Raw genomic sequence first — 20,077 nt, forward strand, 5'->3', positions numbered from 1 at the left:
TCAATGGGTTGAAGCAGGTTCGGAAGCAAAAAATCGACCGCCGCGGATGACAGGTCCCCGGGCCCCTGGTGCCGGGCATGGCCCATGACGGCATGAAAGGCCGTCATGGGCCGCTCCGATTCTCCGATCCCGGCCGGCCGGAGCCGGCCGGAGCCGGCCGGGAGGTTGTCACGCGATCACATAGAAATCGCCGGAATCGGTCAGCGACTGGATCATGGGCTCGGTCGAGGCGGTACTGCCTGCCGCCCCGCTGCCGGCGATCTGAGTCGAAATGGCGAGATCGAACTGATCGCCGCTGTCCGTCGTCAAGACTGCGTCGATGTCGACATCGTTGATGGCGTTCGGGTCGAGCCCGGTCAGTGTCACCGGCCCGAACTTCGGTCCCGTCGGCGAATCAGTGAATGCCGAGCTGTCGAGGGTCGTCTGGACGACACCGTTGACACTGATGTCTACAGAAACGATGTCGCTGATGTTGATGGAAGAGCTACTGAGACCGGCCGAAAGTTGGGAGAGATCGGTAATGATCTCGGCACCGCCCGTATTATCCATGGCATCGAGAGCTGTTTGATCGGTACCCGATCCAACTCCGAAAACATTGACCAACGCATTGATACCATTGGGATCTTGAAGATGGTTAATAGCATTGACAACAGAAGAGCTAGACGTCGAAGCATAACCATCAGAGGCGAAAAAAACCACATTGGTCGCCGTATCGACGTCGGGCTGATTTTCAAAATACTCTGCCGCTCTGACTAATGGAGAATAAAATGATGTTCCTCCGCCATCAGATAGGGAGTTTATTGCCGATACAGCATCAAAAATACCGTCACTATCTGCGTCGCCTCCAAGTTTTGTATCTGATAAAATTCTTGAAGAGGTCGCAAACGGTATCACGGCAAGATCGGATCCGGACAATCCATTGTCAATGAGTTGTTGGTTTAATTCGATAAATGCCAGTTTTTCCGCATCAAGGACTGTATCGCTCGAACCATCATTGTCGAGGTCAAGTATGTTATATTGGTCATCAACGGCGTAACTCCCAGTGCTACCCGAGACATCTATAACATAGGCTATATTGAAATTACTGGCGAGGAAACCGGATAACGAGAGCGACCCCGAAAGCTCGGCAGTATCATCGCTGGTAGAGGACTCGGTGGTGATCTGGACGGCCACCTCCTGGCCGTCGGGCAAGGTGACCGGCGTCGAGTCGACGGTCTGGGTCGTGTCGTCCGGCGTTGTCGGTGTGACTGGCGTTGGCGGCGTAACGGTCGAGTCATCCTCGATGGTCACGTCGATGACGGCGTCGTTGAAATCGCCGTCATAGTTGCGGGCGGTGGCGGCGAGGTCCTCGAAGGCGACGAGGGTGGAGCCGTCGCTGTCCGCTGCGGAGACGGCGTGTTGCGTGCCGTCGGCGTTGAGCCCGGCATTGGTGTGGAAGACGGGTGCGGTGATTTCGGTGCGGGTGCCGTCATCGGCGATGTGATAGAGCACCGGCGGGCTGGAATCGCCGGTATTGGCCGATCCGCCGCTGCCGTCCTCGAAGGCGAGGCTGCCCGTGGACAGGTCGACGCCGAGGCTGGCGCCATCCTGGATCATGAACAGGCCGATGGTCGTGCCGGAGGCGAAGGTGCCGAGATCGACGCTGTCGCCCGCGGTCAGCGGCCCGCCACCACGGTCCTCGCCATCGAGCGATTCGAACACCATCTTGGCCGGGCCGATGGTGCCGTCGCTGCCGATCTCGTAATATCCGAGTGAGTTCAGATAGCCCGCGTCTTCCTCGACAAAGGAAATGCTGATCTTCTGGCCGGCCGATGCGGTGAGATCGGCCGACGAGACACCGTTCACGAGCGACGAGTCGAGGGCGGTCTTCTCGTTAAGATTCGGTAACATGTGTCCATCCCCTAGTTATTATCGTTGGAATATGTACCAACCCGTATCTTGCTAGACAAAGTCGGTGCAGATTTCTCCCCCAGGATGAAGTAATTGATTTGGGAGATGAAGAATGATATGATCACTCAATTGTTGGGTGGAATGATTTCGTTTGGAAGTAAAAGATGGGCGCGCACGACTTTCGCGGTCAGTTGGGCTTGCGAACCGACACCGGTCTTGACATAGATGTGCTTGAGATGGGTACGGACGGTTCCGACCCGGATTCCCATTTCGTGGGCGGTTTCCTCGGCGGACCGGCCGGATGCGATCCGGCAGGCGATGTCCGTTTCGGTCGGGGTCAGCCCCAGCCAGTGACGCAAGTGGGGGGACGGGGGAATGGATCCGGCTTCCGCCGGAGCGATGATGAGGCCGGCCATGTCGCGATGACCTTCCGGATGGCTCCGGACCAGTGCCAGCAGGGTCCGGTTCATGCCGGAGTGGCCGAGCGAGAGATATTCGCAGCGGGGAGATCGGTTCCCGATCGCCGACCGGACGGTTGCCCGGAGTTGTCGCTGCTCGCTGGATGAATGGCAGGTGAGGCGTTCGTCGACGGACCGGATGACATCGCCCTGATCGATGATGGTGAGTGCGGCAGAGTTGGTATGGATAATCCGCAAATCACCATCGACAAAGGCTATCCCGATATTGAAAATTTCAAGAAAATTCAAAGAGATGCTTGACATTTCGCGTCAACTTTTACTTATAATCAAGTGAATATTCCATTATAGGAAATATCAATCTTAGACAAGTAAATCAAATGTTACCGAAATTGATTTGAGTGGATTTTTCGATAACTGTTCTACCCGGAAATGATTTTTGTGCGTCTGCGCCGGGTGCCCCGGACCGGTTTCGGCGCTCCTGCCTATTTGGCCTTGTTTGACCGTATCGGGTGGGTCAAACTCCCCCCCACAAGCCTGCAGGCACAGGCAGGGAATGAAATCAGGGAGTTGTTCCATGCGCGCCAAGTTTTCAGCGGCGACGGCCATTCTTGCGGCGATGACGGCAGCCGCATCGGCAGAGGACCTGACGATAGGTCTCGCCGCCGAGCCCAGTTCGATGGATCCGCACTACCACAATGTCGGTCCGAACAATGCCCTGACGCTGCATGTCTTCGACAGGCTGGTCGACCAGGACAACAACCAGAAGCTCGTGCCCGGCCTGGCGGTGTCGTGGAAGCCGATCGACGACCTAACTTGGGAATTCAGGCTGCGCGAGGGCGTGAAGTTCCACGACGGGACCGACTTCAACGCCGATGACGTGGTGTTCACCTTCGAGCGCGCTCCCAATGTGCCGAATTCACCGGCGAGCTTCGGTACTTACGCCAAGGGCAAGACGGTGGAGAAGGTCGACGACTACACCATCCACATCAGGACGGACGAACCCTATCCGCTGATGGCCAACGACGTGTCGACCATCCGCATCATTTCCGACTCGATCAGGGACATTGCCCAGACGGAGAAGTTCAATTCCGGTGAAGCGGCCATTGGCACCGGACCGTTCAAATACAGCGAATATGTGCCTGGCGATCACATCACCTTTGTCAGGAATGACGACTACTGGGGCGAAAAGCCCATCTGGGACAAGGTGACCTTCAAGCCGATCAAGGCGGGGCCGGCCCGCGTGGCGGCCCTGATGGCCGGCGACGTCGACGTGGTTTCCGAGGTGCCCACCACTGACATCGAGACCCTGAAGTCCAATGGCGATGTCGTGCTGTCGCAGGGAATATCGAACCGCGTGATCTATCTCCACCTGGATCACAAGCGGGACAATTCGCCATTCGTCAGGGCGAAGGATGGTGGTGAGATAAAGAACCCACTCAAGGATCTTCGCGTCCGGCAGGCGATTTCCAAGGCGATCAATCGCGACGCGATCGTCGAGCGGGTCATGGAAGGCGTGGCGCGACCGGCCGGCCAGCTCCTGCCGCAGGGCTTCTTCGGGGTCAGCGACAAGCTGTCGCCCGTTCCCTACGATCCCGACGGAGCGAAGGCGCTGCTTGAGGAGGCCGGCCATGGCGACGGTTTCTCGATGACCATCCACGGGCCCAACGGCCGCTACATCAACGATTCCAAGATCGCCGAGGCGATCGGCCAGATGCTCACGCGCGTCGGCATCGACATGAGCGTGGAAACGATACCGCCTGCCGTCTTCTTCAAGCGCGCGTCGAGCGGCGCTCCCGATGGCGAACCCGAATTTTCGTTCATCCTCGTCGGCTGGGGAGCCGGTACCGGTGAGGCATCCTCACCGCTCAAGGCGCTGATCCATACCTACGACAAGGACAAGGGGTATGGTGCGACCAATCGTGGCCGTTACTCCAATGCCGATGTCGATGCGCTGATCGAGGAGGCGCTGGCCACGGTGGATGACGACAGGCGCGCGGAGGTCCTTGCCGACGCCACGGAAATGGCGATCAACGATGTCGCCATCATTCCGCTGCACTATCAGGTCAACACCTGGGGCAGCCGGGCCGGACTCGCCTACGAGCCGCGCACCGACGAGTACACACTGGCGGTGAACGTGGTGAAACAGTAGTCGATGGGCGCTCCGTTCGTGATCGCGATCCCTGATGGCGGGCGGAGCTGACGCCGATGTCGGTATTCATCATCCGCCGTTTGCTGCAGAGCGCTGTCGTCGTCCTCGTGATGGCGGTGATCGTCTTCTTCGGGGTGTCCGTGATCGGCAATCCGGTCGATATCTTCATTTCGCCGGACATGGACCAGCAGGACATCGCCGAGGTGACGCGCGCGCTGGGGCTCGACCTGCCGCTCTGGCAGCAGTTCCTCATCTTCCTCAAGGGACTGGCCCAGGGCGACTGGGGCAAGAGCTTCGTCTTTGGCGAGCCGGCGCTGGGATTGATCCTCCAGCGCATGCCGGCCACCATGGAGCTCGCGTTTTCCGCCCTGTTCATGGCCATTGTCATCGGCCTTCCCCTCGGCCTCTACGCCGGTCTCAAGCCTGAAAGGCGGGTGTCGCAGATCATCATGGCGGGGTCGATTCTCGGCTTCTCCCTGCCGACCTTCTGGGTCGGCATCATGATCATCATGGTCTTTTCGGTGATGCTGGGCTGGCTGCCGTCGACGGGACGTGGCGAGACGGCCGATCTCTTCGGGATACCCGTGAGTTTTCTCACGCTCGACGGGCTGAGGCATCTGCTCCTGCCGGCCTTCAACCTGGCGCTGCTGAAGATCTCGCTGGTGATCCGGCTGACACGCGCGGGAACCCGCGAGGCCATGCTTCAGGATTATGTCAAATTTGCCCAAGCCAAGGGGCTGACCCAAAGTCGCATCGTTTTTGTTCACATCCTGAAGAATATCCTTATTCCCGTAATAACAGTGCTCGGTCTCGAATTCGGTTCGCTCATCGCCTTTTCCGTGGTCACCGAGACCATCTTCGCCTGGCCGGGCATGGGCAGGCTCCTGATCCAGTCGATCCAGCAGCTCGACCGTCCGGTGATCGTCGCCTATCTGATGATGATCGTCGGCCTGTTCGTCGTCATCAACCTCGTGGTCGACGTGATCTATTCACTGCTCGATCCCCGGGTACGGTTGCGGGATGCCGGCTCATGAGCACGACGTCGCTGGAGCGCGAAGCCGGTCCATTCACCCGCTTTGCCGCCGATTTCGTCGAAAGCCGGCTGGCTCTCCTGGGCCTGGTCATGCTGCTCGCCATCGTCGTGCTGGCGCTGCTCGCACCGTGGATCGCGCCTCAGGATCCCTACGACCTGGGACAGGTGTCGGTGATGGATGCGCGCATGCCTCCCGGCAGCGAAAGTTTCGATGGCTACATCTTCTGGCTTGGTACCGACGGTGCCGGACGCGACCTGTGGTCGGCCATCCTCTACGGCCTGCGCATCTCGCTTGCCGTCGGTGTGGCCAGCGGTGTGATCGCGCTGACCATCGGCATGGTGGTCGGGCTGGTCGCGGCCTATGCCGGGGGCCGCACGGAAACGATCATCATGCGGATCGTCGACATTCAGCTGTCCTTCCCGGCGGTGCTGATAGCGCTCATGCTGCTGGCCATTCTCGGCAAGGGCATCGACAAGATCATCATCGCCCTCGTCATCGCCCAGTGGGCCTATTACGCGCGGACAGTGCGCGGATCGGCACTGGTGGAGCGGCAAAAGGAATATGTCGAGGCGGCGACCTGCCTCGCCCTGTCGCACCGCCGCATCGTCTTCCGACATATCCTGCCCAACTGCCTTGCGCCGCTGATCGTCGTCGGCACGGTTCAGGTCGCCCACGCCATTGCACTTGAGGCGACGCTTTCCTTTCTCGGCGTCGGTCTTCCGCAGACGGAACCATCGCTGGGACTGCTGATTTCCAACGGCTTCGAATACATGCTGTCCGGCAAGTACTGGATCAGCATATTTCCCGGTGTGGCACTGTTGTTGACCATCGTTTCCATCAATCTCGTCGGCGATCAACTGCGTGACGTGCTCAATCCGAGGCTGCGACGATGAGTGACTTCCGGCCGGCGAACCTGCTGAGCACGCCGACGCTGCAGGTGAGCGGCCTGCAGACCCACTTCATGACGAAGGCCGGTGTGGTGCGCGCCGTGGACGATGTCAGCTTCACCGTGGATGCGGGCGAGGTGCTGGGACTGGTCGGCGAAAGCGGATCGGGCAAGACGGTTACCGGCTTTTCCATTCTGGGACTCGTCGACGAGCCCGGGCGAATTGCCGGTGGCTCGATCCGTTTCGAGGGCAGGGAACTCGTGGGCGCGGATCCCGAAACCCTGCGCTCGCTGCGGGGAAACCGCATCGCCATGATCTTCCAGGACCCGATGATGACGCTCAATCCGGTCCTGCGGATCGATACCCAGATGATCGAGGCGATCCGGGCCCACGCCGGGGTTCCGCGCAAGGAGGCCCGCGCGCGGGCGGCCGATGCGCTGCACCGGGTGGGTATCGCCGCCCCCGGGGAACGGTTGTCGGCCTATCCGCACCAGCTTTCCGGCGGCATGCGCCAGCGCGTGGCGATTGCCACGGCCTTTCTCAACGAACCGCGCCTGATCGTGGCCGACGAGCCGACGACGGCCCTCGACGTCACCATTCAGGCGCAGATCCTCTTCGAGGTGCAGAAACTCTGCCGCGAGACCGGTACGGCACTGATCTGGATCACCCATGATCTCGCCGTCGTCGCCGGACTCGCGGATCGCATCGCCGTCATGTATGCCGGTCGTGTTGTCGAGACCGGCCTGACGGACGACGTGCTCGACCGGCCGATGCATCCCTATACCGAAGGGCTTATCGGGTCCGTACCGACGCACAACCGTCGCGGCGAGCGGCTGAGGCAGATTCCCGGCATGACCCCCTCGCTGCTCAGGCTGCCGCCCGGTTGCGCCTTCCGCAATCGCTGCTCCTACGCCGACGATGCCTGCATGGACGAACCGCCGGTCATCGAGCCCGGACCCGGTCGACAGGTGCGCTGCATCCGGCCGCTGTCCGCGGGAGATGCCGCATGACGGCGATGATCGAGCTTTCCGGTATTTCCAGGCGTTTTGTCAAAAGTCTCGATCTGGCGGAGAAGATCGCCGGGCGATTGGGGGCCAGCGTGCATGAACAGGTCGTGCATGCGGTGGATCATGTCGACCTGCGTATCGACAAGGGCGAGGTGCTGGGGCTGGTCGGCGAGAGCGGGTGCGGAAAATCCACCCTTGGCCGTGTGGTCGCGGGCATTCTCCAGCCCAGCAGCGGGATATTGCGTTACCGCGGCAGGGACGTGAACGACCTTCGGGGTGACGAGCTGAGGGCCTACCGGCTGGCCGTCCAGATGATCTTCCAGGACCCGTTCGCCAGCCTCAATCCGAGAATGCGGGTCATCGACATCATTTCCGAGGCGCCGATTGCCCACGGTCTGATACGTTCCCGCGACAGGGAAGGCTACACGGCTGAGATCATGGACCAGGTGGGGCTCGATCCGGGTTTCATGCGCCGTTATCCGCACCAGTTCTCCGGCGGCCAGCGGCAGCGGGTCGGCATTGCCCGCGCCATTGCGGTCAAACCCGAATTCCTCGTGTGCGATGAGGCGATTGCCGCACTGGATGTGTCCATTCAGGCGCAGGTCATCAACCTGTTCATGGACCTGCGCGAAAAGCTCGACCTGACCTATCTCTTCATCAGCCACGACCTGTCCGTCGTGGAGCATGTCGCGGACCGGGTCGTCATCATGTATCTTGGCCGGGTCGTCGAGGCGGCACCCACCGGGACGCTTTTTGCCGGACCCGCACATCCCTATGCCACGGCATTGCTCGAAGAGGTGCCGAGGCTCGATTCCCGGCACCGGAGATTCCAGCCGATCAGGGGCGAGGTCCCGTCGCCGCTCGATCCGCCTCGGGGATGCCATTTTCATCCCCGATGCCCGCAGGCCATGCCGCGCTGCTCCGTCGAGCGGCCGGAATTGCGGACCATCGCCAGCCGGCATATCTGCGCATGTCATCTGAATGACGGGTGAGCCGTACACGCTGGTCCGGCCGGATCGCGCCGGCGATGCCCTGCCGATCCTCTACGACAGTCCGCACAGTGGCCGGGAATACCCCGACGATTTCGGCTCAGCGCTCGACCTCTCGCTGTTGCGCCGGGCCGAGGATGCCCATGTCGACGAACTGCTCTTAGAAGCGCCGGCGCAAGGGGTCAGCCTGCTGCATGCGCATTTTCCACGTGCCTATGTCGATGCGAACCGCGCACGCGACGACGTGGATCCGCGCATCCTCGACCGGGCGCCGTCCATGGCGCTCCACCCCGGCGAAAAATCGTCAATGCGCATTGGTCTCATTCGCGAGATCGTCACGCCTGGTCTGAATATCTATGACCGGAAGCTTTCGTGGAGTGAAGTCGAACGCCGTATCGAGCGCTGCTGGCTGCCCTATCGAAATGCCCTGACGTCGGTGCTGAGCGAGCTGCGCCGGCGGCATGGGCGCGTGCTGCATGTCCAGTGGCATTCGATGAAATCCGTCGGCAATGCCGCCACTCCGGACGGACCGGGCAGGCGGCGGCCGGACATGGTGGTGGGAGATCGGTTCGGAACGAGTTGCACAACATCGACCCGCGACCTGCTCCTGGAGCTGTTGCGCGAAGGGGGGTATGCGGTTTCGCTCAACGATCCCTATGCCGGAGGTGCCATCCTGAGCGAGATTGCCGATCCCGGCAACGGGATCGAAAGCCTGCAGGTCGAGATCAACCGGGGTCTCTACCTCGACGAGGCGAAAGTCGAGAAAACACTTGGATTCGAACGCCTGAAGTCGAATATTTCGGCGCTGACGGAACAGCTCGCCCGGAGATGGCAACCGTGATCGAAGCGCCTTATCTGATGTTCATTGGCGATGTCGCCGACCAGCTTGCCGCCAAGACATCGCAGGGGGTCGTCCACTGGCGGCCCCAGTTCTGCACCGGCCAGTTGCGGCTGGACGGGTGTCGCGCCGATCTCGACCTGCCCGACATGACCGTTGCCGAGGCCGCAGCCGCCGGTTGCCGAACCCTGCTCGTCGGCGTGGCCAATTCGGGCGGGGTCCTGCCCGGGCACTGGACGGCCACCATCGTCGATGCGATCGAGGCGGGCATGGATGTCGCGAGCGGCCTGCACATGCGGCTGGAAGACGTGCCGGCCATCGCCGAAGCGGCCGCGCGCAAGGGGCGGCGGCTGGTCAATGCCCGTCATCCGCGGCGGGGCTTCCGCACGGGCACCGGCCTGCGCCGTACGGGCAAGCGGGTTCTGGCGGTGGGCACGGACTGCTCATGCGGCAAGATGTACACCATGCTGGCGATGGAACGTTGCATGCGCGAGCGTGGGATGAAGGCCGATTTCCGCGCGACCGGACAGACGGGTATCCTGATTACCGGCGAGGGAATCGCGATCGACGCCGTGGTCTCGGACTTCATTTCGGGCGCCGTCGAGGAACTGGCCCCGGCGAATGACGACGATCACTGGGACCTGATCGAAGGACAGGGGTCGCTGTTCCACCCCGCCTTTGCCGGCGTCAGTCTGGGCCTGCTCCACGGCGCACAGGCGGATGCGCTGGTCCTGTGCCATGAGCCTACCCGCACCCACATGCGCGGCCTGCCGCACCAGCCCCTGCCATCGCTGGAGGACTGCCTGAAGCGCAATGTCGAGGCGGGGCGGTTGACCAACGCCTATGTTCGTTGCGCCGGGTTGAGCATCAACACGAGCGCGCTGGGCGAGGCGGAAGCCGCCGACTATCTCGGGAAGGTCGAGGACCGCATGGGGCTTCCGGCTGTCGACCCGTTCAGGCACGGCGCAGAGCGGCTGGTGGATGCCCTGTGATGCGGGCGTTGTCGATCACCTCTGTCAGTTTTCCCCTGCGCAAGCCCTTTTCCATTTCGCGTGATAGCGTCACCGAGGTTCATCTCGTTGAAGTGACAATCGCTGAACAAGGAACAAGCGGTCGTGGCGAATGTCGCCCTTACGCGAGATATGATGAAACGATAGCGAGCGTCACCGGGCAGGTCGAGGCGATGCGCGACGCCATCGGGAGCGGCATGGATCGTATCGCACTGCGCGAGGCCATGCCGCCCGGTGCCGCCCGCAATGCGCTGGATTGTGCATTGCTCGACCTTGAGGCGAAAATTGCGGGCAGGCCGGTGCACGAAATCCTGAAGGTTGCACGGCCGCGGCCCGTCGGAGTGACCTACACCATCAGCCTCGATACGCCGGATCGCATGGCGGCCGAGGCGAGGGCGGTCGGGCGGCCGCTCTACAAGCTCAAGCTGGGTGGCGAGGGGGACCTGGAGCGCGTCCGGGCCGTGCGCGAGGCGGCACCCGATGCGCGGCTCATCGTCGACGCCAACGAGGCCTGGACCGTGGACAGGGTCGAGCGATGGCTGCAACCCATGGCCCGTCTCGGCGTGGAGCTGATCGAACAGCCGCTGCCGGCGGGTGGGGACGAGAGCCTGCGCGGCATCGACCGGGCCGTACCTCTTTGTGCCGACGAGAGCTTCCACGACAGCCACGATGTCGACCGCCTTCGCGGCCTCTATGACTACGTCAACATCAAGATCGACAAGACCGGAGGGCTGACCGAGGCGCTGGCGGCCGCCGATGCCGCGCGCGACGCCGGTTTCGGTATCATGCTGGGATGCATGATGGCGTCGTCCCTGTCGATGGCGCAGGCGTTCCCGCTGACCACACGCGCCCGTTTCGTCGACCTCGACGGTCCTCTGCTGCTTGCACGCGACCGCGACCCGCCGGTGCGCTACGATGGTGCCGTCATGCAGCCACCGCCGCGCGAGCTGTGGGGATAGGATCGGTCCGGGTCAGGTTTCATCGATGGGTCACGAGTGCTTGCGCGCAACCGCATCCTGAACCAGCGCCGTCAGGCGGAAGAAGCCATGCGCCATCTTGGTGTAGGGTGTGAGCAGGAAGAAGGTGAGCACACCGCCGAGATGCAGCGCCAGCAGGAGACCGGTCAGGCCGGTTCCGCGGACGGCGTAGAGAAGGAGACCGCTGAGGCCGACATACCCCAGAAGCAGGACGAAGGCCCGTTCTCCGGCGGCGCGCCTCGGTGTTCCCAGCTGTGGATCGGCCTTGCGGCGCAGAATTTCGAGGCCGAGGCATCCGGCGACGAGGAGAAGCCCGCCGGCGACGCCGAGGAGCTTGGGCAGCGACCAGAAGGGGTAGGGGGCGGGTGCGTTGAACCCGTAGTGAAGAATTGTGGCTGACGTGGTGGAGGCAAAGCACAGCAGGAAGCCGTAAAGGACGGCCTGATGGGCGTGGCGTCTTGCATCCGAATAACGTTCACCCTTTTCGAAGTTACACCCCTGACCCTGACCACCGGAGAGGTTCTTCATGCGTCCGGCGGAAATCGCGGCATCGAGAAAGGCACCCAATGTCAGATGTCCACCGTCGACTTCCTTCCAGTACCGGCGAAGGCCGACACCAACCGCCACGAGCGGCAGAATGAATGCAGGCAGGAATATCGCCACCATCGCACCATGTCCGAGCCATGCATAGAAGCCGCTCCCGGAGCCGGGAAGGGTGGCGATGGCCAGGAACATCAACGCGCTGGCTATCACCAATGCGGTAGCGATGGCCCCGCCCCGCGCCTGGAACAGGCGGGCCAGCGCCTGCGGCCAGACCATCCGCTCCCAGCTTTGCGCGCGTGCGGCGGCCAGTGCCCGTGGCAGGTTCAGGTCGAATTCGTGCGGTGCGGTGTACTGGCATGCATAATAGCAACCCCGGCAGTTGTGGCAGAGATTGGCCAGTTGCGTGATATCGCCATCGGTGAATATCTTCTTCCGGGTGATGGCTGGAAAGACCGAACAATATCCCTCGCAATAACGACAGGCATTGCAGATCTCCACCTGCCGGCGGGCTTCCTCGACCGGATCGGCCGAAATCGCGCCGGGATCGGTTTGCAGGGTGACATCAAGCGACATGGGCCGCGGCCTCCCGTCCGGCGATGCGCCCGAAGACCGTGCCGATGGTCATGCCGAATCCGGCAAGATAGCCCTGGCCGAGGATCGAGCCCGCCATCATTTCTCCAGCACTCCAGATGTTGTCCCAGGTTCCGTCGCGCCCGCTCACGCGAGCGGTCCGGTCGACCTTGAGGCCCAGATAGGTGAAGGTGACGCCGGGCCGCAGCGAATAGGCGTAGAACGGCGGTTCGACGATGGGGCGTGCCCAGTTGGTCTTGGGTGGGTCGATGCCTTCCGTGGCCACGCCGTCCAGCCGCTGCGGGTGAAAATCCCCGGGGCGGCAGGCGGAATTGAAGGCCGCCACTGTCGCTTCCAGACGGTCGGCGGGGAGGTCGAGCCGGCGGGCCAGCCCGCCGATCGAATCAGCGGCGATCGGCGGATAGACGGACGGCATGAACAGGTCGATGGAGCGGCTGTCGATGATCGAATAGGCAACCTGTCCGGGCTGCCCGGCGACAAGGCGACCCCAGATGGCATAGCGCTTGGGCCAGACATCCTCGCCCTCGTCATAGAAGCGTTCGCCGTTCCCGTTCACGACGATGGAGAATGGAACGCAATCGAGCCGGGTGACGATGCCGCCGTCATACTTCGGCGCACGCCCGTCGATGGCGACCGCATGGCACTGGGTCGGGTCGCCGACTGTTTCCGCACCCTGGTCGATCATGTCCTTGAGGAGAACGCCGCGATTGTATGGTGTGCCCCGAATGAGGAAATTGCGGGCCGATTCGCCCCAGGCGCGGGCCAGCCAGTCGATGTCCGCCTGAAATCCACCGGCGGCGAGAACCACGGCACGCGCCGGGATCTGATGGGTCATGCCACCTGTCTTCACTTCGAGATGGGTGGCGCGGTGACCATCGAGAGCCACGTGTTTGACCTGGGCATCGTAGACGATCGTCACACCGAGATCTTCCGCCGTCAGGTAATAGGCATTTACCAGGGCCTTTCCCCCACCGAGGAAAAACGCGTTGGTGCGGTCGAGCGACAGCGTCCCCGCCAGCGAGGGCTGGAAACGGACCCCATGCGCCTGCATCCAGGGCAGGCATTCCGCCGATGTCCTGATCGCGTGACGGGCCAGATCTTCATCCGTCTTTCCACCGGTCACCCGAAGGAGATCTTCCCAGAACTCCTCCTCGTCATAGGTCTCGACCAGCGGCCCCAACGATCCATGATGCATGCAGCGGAAGTTGCGGGTGTGCCGGGAATTGCCGCCCCGGTAGGATCTCGGCGCGCCTTCGAGGACGAGCACGCGCGCCCCGGCTTCAGCCGCTTCGATGGCGGCACAGAGGGCCGCATTGCCGCCACCGGCAATGACGACGTCCCATGTCTCGCGGGCGATGCGTTTCGGGTCGGTCATGGTCATTCCTGCCGGTCCGGTGAAGACTGCCGCAACATGCGCAACCGTGTGAGGTGGGCGCGTTCCATGTGGAGGCGCATGGCCGTTTCCGCCGCGCTGCCATCGCGTGCGAAGAGCGATTCCAGAATGTCCTGGTGCTCGGCCACCGCCTCCTTGGCGCGGGTCGGCGATTCCATGCTCGTCGGCCCGAGGATCAGCAGCGTCGATTCGACCGAGGCCATGGATCGGTGCAGGAACCGGTTGCGCGCAGCGTCGAGGAGGCGGGCATGGAATTGACGGTTGAGGCGGACCAGGGCAGTGGCGTCGCCGATGGAAGCCTTCATGTCGACGTTGATGGATTGCAGTTCCTCGAGCTCGACCGACGAGGCCGCCCGTGCGGCCAGGCGGGCCGCGGTCGCCTCAAGGACCATCCGCATCTCGTAGAGTTCCATCATTTCGGAATATTCCAGCCTTCGGACGACCGCTCCGGTACGGGGCTGGTGTTCGACAAGGCCCTCGCTCTCGAGACGGCGGATGGCCTCGCGAACCGGGGTCCTGCTGATGGACAACCGCTCGGCAAGTTCGTTTTCCGTCAAGCGTGCTCCGGGTTTCAGCGCGCCCGAGCGAATCTCCTCCCTGATCCGCTCGAAGGCGCTGTCGCCCTGCAGGACGCGCGATTCGGGGTTTCCGGAAGTTGATCCACTCTTTCCCATTTTTCCTGTTTTCTTCATGCATCCAATCGTATACATCAGCATACAAATGCGTCAAGAACCCTCGTCCTTCATCCATCGCCTACCCCTCCGCCGCGCGGGCACGCTGGCCCTCGCCGGTTGCGGCGTCGTCGTGTTCCAGGCGTTGGGCCTGCCGTTGCCCTTCCTGTTCGGGCCGATGTTTTCCTGCCTCGCCGCCGCCCTGCTCGGGGTGCGACTTCGGGGCTTTTCCACGGTATCCAAGGGGGCGCGAACGATTCTCGGTGTGGCGGTCGGGGCTTCGATCACGCCAGAGGTCGTCCACCAGCTGCCGCAAATGGCGGGTTCGGCGGCGTTCGTGCCAATCTACATCATCGCTATCGGTCTCGTCGGCGTTCCCTATTTCCGCCATGTCTGCGGGTTCGACATGCCCACAGCCTATTTTGCAGCCATGCCCGGCGGGCTTCAGGACATGATCGTCTTCGGGCAGGAGGCCGGTGCGGATGTCCGGGCCCTATCGCTCGTCCATGCGACCCGGGTGCTCATCATCGTCACCATCGTCCCGGCCATCCTGCTGCATATCTTCGACCGGCCGCTCGTCAAGCCGATCGGGGCGCCGGCCTTCGACATACCCCTGGCGGAACTCGTCCTGATGGCTGCGGCCGCGATCGGTGGCTGGAAGATCGGCGAGCGGGTCGGACTGTTCGGTGCCGCCATCCTCGGTCCGATGATCGCAACCGCGATCCTTTCCCTGACAGGCCTCGTCGAGCACCGGCCGCCACGTGAGGCCATTCTCGCGGCGCAGCTGTTCATCGGTATCGGGATCGGTGTCGGCTATGTCGGTGTGACCGTTAGTGAAATTCGCCGCTTCGTGCTGTCGGGGATGGCGTTCGTAGCCATCCTCGCGATTCTCGCCGCCATCGTCACGGAGATTGTCGTTCAGCTGGGATTTGCTTCGCCAGTGGAAGGCTTTCTTTCCTTCGCGCCGGGCGGGCAGGCCGAGATGACCGTCCTTGCCATCGTTGCCGGGGCGGATCTCGGATTCATCGTCGTGCATCACCTGCTGAGGCTGACCCTGGTCATCATGGGTGCGCCGATCTTCGCCGCGATCCTCGGTCTGCGCGGCCCAGGGAGGGACAAAAAAAGTCATACATCATAACGTATTTCGTCGTGTCCTCCTGTGAATGAATTTGATTTATCGCGTTCCACCTGACATCCTGCGGGAACAGGCCGGCTCATTTTCGCGGCCGAATCATCTGTCACCTTGCGGGAAAGCCCTGCACGTTTCTCATTTCTCACAGGGAGGAAATGAATGAAAAAAGCACCGATCCTGATGTCGGTCGCCGCCAGTCTCTTTGTCGTTGCGGGAGCCCATGCAGTCCGCGCCCAGTCGTTTGACGGCAGCACCATCGACTATGTCATTCCATTCTCGGAGTCCGGCGGGTCGGCGAAATGGGCCAATTTCTATGCGCCGCGCCTGTCGCAGGAGCTTCCCGGCAATCCCACGGTGGTGGTCCGCTATCGTCCCGGTGCCGGATCGACCGAGGGTGCGAACTGGTTCCAGGGGCAGCAGGACAAGGGTGACGGACTTCTTGTTTTCGGCGATTCGGGCTCGACGAAATTCCCCTACCTGCTCGGCGATCCCCGTGTCCGCTACAAGTACGAAGAATGGCAGCCCGTTCTCGCGTCGGCCACCGGTGGTGTTGTGTACCTTCCGCCGGAACTCGGCACGAAGTTCGACGGCGACATGGATGACCTGAAGGACGAATTCTACCTTTACGGCAGCCAGGGCGCAACGACACTCGACCTCGTACCGCTGCTGGCATTCAAGATGCTCGGCCTTCAGGTCGATCCGGTCTTCGGCGTCGAGGGACGCGGCGATGGCCGGCTGATGTTCGAGCGCGGCGAAGCCAACATCGACTACCAGACATCGTCCGCCTACATCGCCAACGTCCAGCCGCTGGTCGATGATGGGCTGGCGACACCGATCTTCTCGTGGGGCGCGCTGGACGAAGCGGGTGCCATCGTCCGCGACCCGACCTTCCCCGACCTGCCGAGTTTCAAGGAAGTCTGCGAGGCGACGGCGGGTTGCGAAACCGAAGGCGTGGCATGGGACGCATTCAAGGCCTTCTTCGTTGCCGGTTTTGCCAACCAGAAGACGATCTTCCTGCCATCGTCGGCGTCGCAGGAGGTCGTCGACACCTATGTCGAGGCCCTGCGCAAGGCCATTGCGGCCGACGGCTTCACGACCGATTCGAACGAGGTTCTCGGCGTCTATCCCCAGCTTGTCGGCGAGGCCGCGGTCGAGGCGACGAAGCAGGCGACGACGATTTCCCCGGAAGCCAGGAAGTATGTCATCGACTGGCTCAAGGCCGACTACGATATTTCACTCGACTGATCTGATCGGGTGACGGCATGATCCGGCCCCGCCCGCGGAAACCGGGCGGGGTCCCTGTCTTACAAGCACCGGTCGGAGAATGTCTTGGAGACGCTTGCACAGGCCCTGCCCGAACTCGGGCGGGCGTTCTCACTCATCCTTCAGCCCTCGCAAATCCTTCATTTGCTGGGCGGTGTGCTTCTAGGTCTTTCGATTGGCGTCCTGCCCGGCCTGGGCGGAATTGCCGGGCTCGCGCTGCTTTTGCCCTTCATGTACGGCATCGATCCGGTTTCGGGCCTTGCGCTGATGGTCGGCCTCGTCGCCGTCATCCCGACATCGGACACGTTCTCGTCGGTACTGATGGGCATTCCCGGATCGTCGGCCAGCCAGGCCACTGTGCTGGACGGGTTTCCGCTGGCACGTCAGGGGCATGCGGCGCGTGCGCTGTCGGCGGCGTTCGCCTCCTCGCTCTTCGGTGGCCTGTTCGGGGCGATGGTCCTCACTGGGGTAATCCTCATAGCGCGGCCGTTGATTCTCGCGTTCGGTCTGCCCGAGATGCTGATGATCACCATCCTGGGACTATCCATGGTGGCGATCCTTGCCGGGCGAGTACCGCTCAAGGGTGTCGTCGCGGCCGGTCTGGGGATCATGGTCGGTACGATCGGGTCGGCGCCTGCTGGCGGCAGCCTGAGAATGTCAACTTACGATATTCCCTATCTGGTGGATGGCTTCCAGCTGGTCATTGTCGGGCTTGGCATCTATGCGGTGCCGGAGATCGTCTCGCTCCTGAGACAGGATCGCGCCATCGCTGAAGGCGGGACCCTCGGCGATGGCTGGGTCCAGGGGGTGGGCGACTGGTGGCGGCACAAATGGCTGTCGCTGCGCTGCGCGACCATCGGGGTGATCGTCGGCATCATTCCCGGTCTCGGCGGTTCCGTGGTCGACTGGCTCGCCTACGGTTCGGCGGTGCAGACCGCAAAGGATCGCTCGCAATTCGGACAGGGCGACATTCGCGGCGTCATTGCCCCGGAGAGCTCGAACAACGCCAAGGAAGGCGGCGGGCTGGTCCCCACGCTGATCTTCGGCATTCCCGGCTCCGGTTCCATGGCGATCTTCCTCGGTGGCCTAGCGCTGCTGAACATGACGCCGGGCCCGCAAATGGTCCGCAACAACCTCGACATCACCTACACGATTGTCTGGTCGCTTGCCCTGGCGAATGTCTTCGGTGCGGGACTTTGCATCCTGCTGTCCAAATGGATCGCGCGGATGACGACCATCCGTTTCACGATCCTCGCTCCCTACCTTTTCATGATCATCGCATTCGCCGCCTTCCAGTCGCGACAGTCGGCCCTCGACCTGGCGGCGCTGGTCGGCATCGGCATCTTCGGTATCCTCCTGCGCAGGTTCGATTTCTCGCGCCCGGCCTTCCTTATCGGCTTCGTGTTGAGCTACCAGTCGGAAGTGTTCGTCAATCAGGCGTTCCAGATCGCCGGGGCCCGGTTCCGCCGCAGCTTCGAAGCCGGATGGGACTACCTGCTGTCGCCGATCTCCATCGCGCTTCTGGTCCTGACGATTGTTTCCGTTGTTGTAGGTATTCGCGCTTCCAAGAACATTCGTGAAAACATCGATGCGCCAACGGGCGGTAAAACGGCGCCGGCGATTTTCCTCGGTTGCATCGCTTTCTACCTCATCGTCGCCTGCTGGAATTCCTGGGAAGTAGGACGGTTCCAGGACAAGATCTTCCCGCTGACGATCGGCCTCGTCACGCTCGCGGGCGCTGCGGCGCTGCTGGTACGCATGGCGGTCAGGCCCAGGAACGACGATGTCTTCATCGATCTGGAGTGTGGCGAGGAGGGCAAGGCGCCGTTCGGCCTGTGGTCGACCCTGGCATGGTTCCTGCTGCTGGTCGTCATGACCTTCTGTGTCGGTCTGGTCATCGCCCTGACCGTTTTCCTCATTGCCTTCTTCCTCGTCCGCGGCCGGCTCGGGTGGATGCGCAGCCTGTTCGCGACTGCAGCCGGCCTGGCGTTCATCCTGTCGCTCGCCGCCATTCTCGGCCGGGACTTTCCGCCGGGCTATCTCCAGTCGATCATCGACCTGCCCTGGCCCTTCACGTGAACGGAACGTCATGAATCAGACTCCCATACCCTATTTGTTCTTTCGTGGGGGGACCTCCCGAGGGCCGTATTTCCGGCGAAGCGACCTTCCCGACGACCGCGAGACCCTGAGCGAGGTTCTCATGTCGGTGGTCGGTGCCGGGCATCCGCTGAACATCGACGGCATCGGCGGTGGCAATGCCGTGACGACCAAGGTCGCGATGCTGAGCCCGTCGGAACGCGAAGATTGCGATGTGGATTATTTCTTCGCACAGGTTGCCGTCGACAAGCGCGAGGTCGATTATCGGCCGACCTGCGGTAACATCCTCTGTGGTGTCGGGCCTGCCGCCATCGAGATGGGCATGGTCCCGGCCGCCGACGGTGAAACGCTGGTCCGCATCCATGCCGTCAACACCGGTGCGGTGATCGAGGCGCGGGTCCAGACGCCGGCGGGGAATGTCGCCTATGAGGGAAACTTCGAAATTGCCGGTGTTCCCGGAACTGCGGCTCCGCTACGCTTGGATTTCCTCGAAACCGTGGGATCGGTGACAGGAGCGATGCTTCCGACGGGTCACATGCGCGACACCATCGATGGGATCGAGGTGACCTGCATGGATGTGGCCATGCCAGTCATGATGGCCAGGGCCGAGGATTTCGGCCTGACCGGCCATGAGACCCAGCGCGAGCTGGATGACAACCGGGCGTTCTTCGAGCGTGCGGAGGCCATCCGGTTGAAGGCGGGCGTCCTGATGGGGCTGGGAGATGTATCCCAGTCCGTGACACCCAAGATTGCGGTGCTTGCCCGACCCCGCAATGGCGGGTCCATCGCCGCCCGGTATTTCATGCCATGGGCATGCCATCCCTCGATGGCGGTGACGGGAGCACAATGCATTGCCGCCTGTGCCATCCTTCCGGGCACCGTTGCCGATGGTCTCAGTGATGGGCTGGAAGGCCAGCCGACGCCGGTCACCGTATCCGTCGAGCATCCTGCGGGAACATTCGATGTCCTGGTGGATTTCGCCCGCGCGGATGACGGTATCGAGATCCGCTCGGCCGGACTGGTGCGAACCGCCCGGTTCCTTGCCCGCGGCGAGGTAATGGTTCCGCACGGTGTCTGGAAGGGATTTTCTTGACGATTGGCACAATGTTCCCGGTGCGGGATCATGGCTCCGCGGTCCCGTCCGTATACCCACGCGAAAGGTAGCTGCACGCCACACGACTGGCGCG

General features: G+C 62.5%; 18 protein-coding genes. 13 read left to right on the top strand and 5 right to left on the bottom strand.

Annotated elements, in window-relative coordinates; genetic code table 11:
* Positions 1-168 precede the first annotated feature (168 nt).
* Positions 169-1,890 (bottom strand): DUF4114 domain-containing protein, encoded by a 1,722-nt coding sequence (locus H6851_05330; GenBank protein ID MCB9943028.1) that lies wholly within the window; start codon positions 1,888-1,890, stop codon positions 169-171.
* A 125-nt stretch (positions 1,891-2,015) separates the two neighbouring features.
* On the bottom strand, positions 2,016-2,360 hold the full coding sequence (locus tag H6851_05335) for a helix-turn-helix transcriptional regulator (protein MCB9943029.1): 345 nt from the start codon (positions 2,358-2,360) through the stop codon (positions 2,016-2,018).
* Between the two features lie 96 nt (positions 2,361-2,456).
* Here H6851_05335 and H6851_05340 point away from each other — a divergent pair, with 96 nt between their 5' ends.
* The 9 genes from H6851_05340 (at position 2,457) to H6851_05380 (ending at position 11,182) form a co-directional block, all read left to right on the top strand.
* Positions 2,457-2,609, top strand: a complete 153-nt coding sequence (locus H6851_05340) for a hypothetical protein (protein MCB9943030.1) — start codon at positions 2,457-2,459, stop codon at positions 2,607-2,609.
* Between the two features lie 274 nt (positions 2,610-2,883).
* Positions 2,884-4,458, top strand: coding sequence for an ABC transporter substrate-binding protein (locus tag H6851_05345; protein ID MCB9943031.1), 1,575 nt, complete (start codon positions 2,884-2,886; stop codon positions 4,456-4,458).
* 56 nt (positions 4,459-4,514) lie between these two features.
* A complete protein-coding gene (locus H6851_05350) occupies positions 4,515-5,492 on the top strand; it encodes an ABC transporter permease (GenBank protein MCB9943032.1) in 978 nt (325 codons plus the stop codon).
* The gene (locus H6851_05355) at positions 5,489-6,385 is read left to right on the top strand and encodes an ABC transporter permease (protein ID MCB9943033.1); all 897 of its coding nucleotides are present in this window, start codon (positions 5,489-5,491) and stop codon (positions 6,383-6,385) included. The genes H6851_05350 and H6851_05355 overlap by 4 nt, the downstream gene beginning before the upstream one ends.
* The gene (locus tag H6851_05360) at positions 6,382-7,389 is read left to right on the top strand and encodes an ABC transporter ATP-binding protein (protein MCB9943034.1); all 1,008 of its coding nucleotides are present in this window, start codon (positions 6,382-6,384) and stop codon (positions 7,387-7,389) included. The genes H6851_05355 and H6851_05360 overlap by 4 nt, the downstream gene beginning before the upstream one ends.
* Positions 7,386-8,378, top strand: coding sequence for an ATP-binding cassette domain-containing protein (locus H6851_05365; protein MCB9943035.1), 993 nt, complete (start codon positions 7,386-7,388; stop codon positions 8,376-8,378). Before H6851_05360 ends, H6851_05365 begins: the two co-directional genes overlap by 4 nt.
* Positions 8,368-9,216, top strand: coding sequence for an N-formylglutamate amidohydrolase (locus H6851_05370; protein MCB9943036.1), 849 nt, complete (start codon positions 8,368-8,370; stop codon positions 9,214-9,216). The genes H6851_05365 and H6851_05370 overlap by 11 nt, the downstream gene beginning before the upstream one ends.
* Positions 9,204-10,205: a DUF1611 domain-containing protein gene (locus tag H6851_05375; protein MCB9943037.1), complete on the top strand. Its 1,002-nt coding sequence runs from the start codon at positions 9,204-9,206 to the stop codon at positions 10,203-10,205. Before H6851_05370 ends, H6851_05375 begins: the two co-directional genes overlap by 13 nt.
* Positions 10,205-11,182, top strand: a complete 978-nt coding sequence (locus H6851_05380) for a dipeptide epimerase (GenBank protein MCB9943038.1) — start codon at positions 10,205-10,207, stop codon at positions 11,180-11,182. The genes H6851_05375 and H6851_05380 overlap by 1 nt, the downstream gene beginning before the upstream one ends.
* A gap of 30 nt (positions 11,183-11,212) precedes the next feature.
* Here the strand turns inward: H6851_05380 and tcuB are convergent, their stop codons facing one another.
* From tcuB to H6851_05395, 3 genes are read right to left on the bottom strand one after another with little or no spacing between them, the layout of a single operon-like run.
* Positions 11,213-12,316, bottom strand: coding sequence for a tricarballylate utilization 4Fe-4S protein TcuB (tcuB, locus tag H6851_05385; protein MCB9943039.1), 1,104 nt, complete (start codon positions 12,314-12,316; stop codon positions 11,213-11,215).
* Positions 12,306-13,709 (bottom strand): FAD-dependent tricarballylate dehydrogenase TcuA, encoded by a 1,404-nt coding sequence (gene tcuA, locus H6851_05390; GenBank protein MCB9943040.1) that lies wholly within the window; start codon positions 13,707-13,709, stop codon positions 12,306-12,308. Before tcuA ends, tcuB begins: the two co-directional genes overlap by 11 nt.
* Before the next feature lie 2 nt (positions 13,710-13,711).
* The gene (locus tag H6851_05395; GenBank protein MCB9943041.1) at positions 13,712-14,401 is read right to left on the bottom strand and encodes a GntR family transcriptional regulator; all 690 of its coding nucleotides are present in this window, start codon (positions 14,399-14,401) and stop codon (positions 13,712-13,714) included.
* 46 nt (positions 14,402-14,447) lie between these two features.
* Here H6851_05395 and H6851_05400 point away from each other — a divergent pair, with 46 nt between their 5' ends.
* From H6851_05400 to H6851_05415, 4 genes are all read left to right on the top strand, one after another.
* Positions 14,448-15,536 carry an AbrB family transcriptional regulator gene (locus tag H6851_05400; protein MCB9943042.1) on the top strand — a complete coding sequence of 363 codons (1,089 nt, stop codon included), beginning with the start codon at positions 14,448-14,450 and terminating at the stop codon, positions 15,534-15,536.
* A gap of 153 nt (positions 15,537-15,689) precedes the next feature.
* The gene (locus H6851_05405) at positions 15,690-16,775 is read left to right on the top strand and encodes a tricarboxylate transporter (GenBank protein ID MCB9943043.1); all 1,086 of its coding nucleotides are present in this window, start codon (positions 15,690-15,692) and stop codon (positions 16,773-16,775) included.
* Positions 16,776-16,859: 84 nt separating this feature from the next.
* Positions 16,860-18,872, top strand: coding sequence for a tripartite tricarboxylate transporter permease (locus tag H6851_05410; GenBank protein ID MCB9943044.1), 2,013 nt, complete (start codon positions 16,860-16,862; stop codon positions 18,870-18,872).
* A gap of 10 nt (positions 18,873-18,882) precedes the next feature.
* On the top strand, positions 18,883-19,983 hold the full coding sequence (locus tag H6851_05415; protein MCB9943045.1) for a 4-oxalomesaconate tautomerase: 1,101 nt from the start codon (positions 18,883-18,885) through the stop codon (positions 19,981-19,983).
* Positions 19,984-20,077 lie beyond the last annotated feature (94 nt).

This window comes from Geminicoccaceae bacterium (genome assembly GCA_020638465.1).
Classification (GTDB): domain Bacteria; phylum Pseudomonadota; class Alphaproteobacteria; order Geminicoccales; family Geminicoccaceae; genus JAGREO01.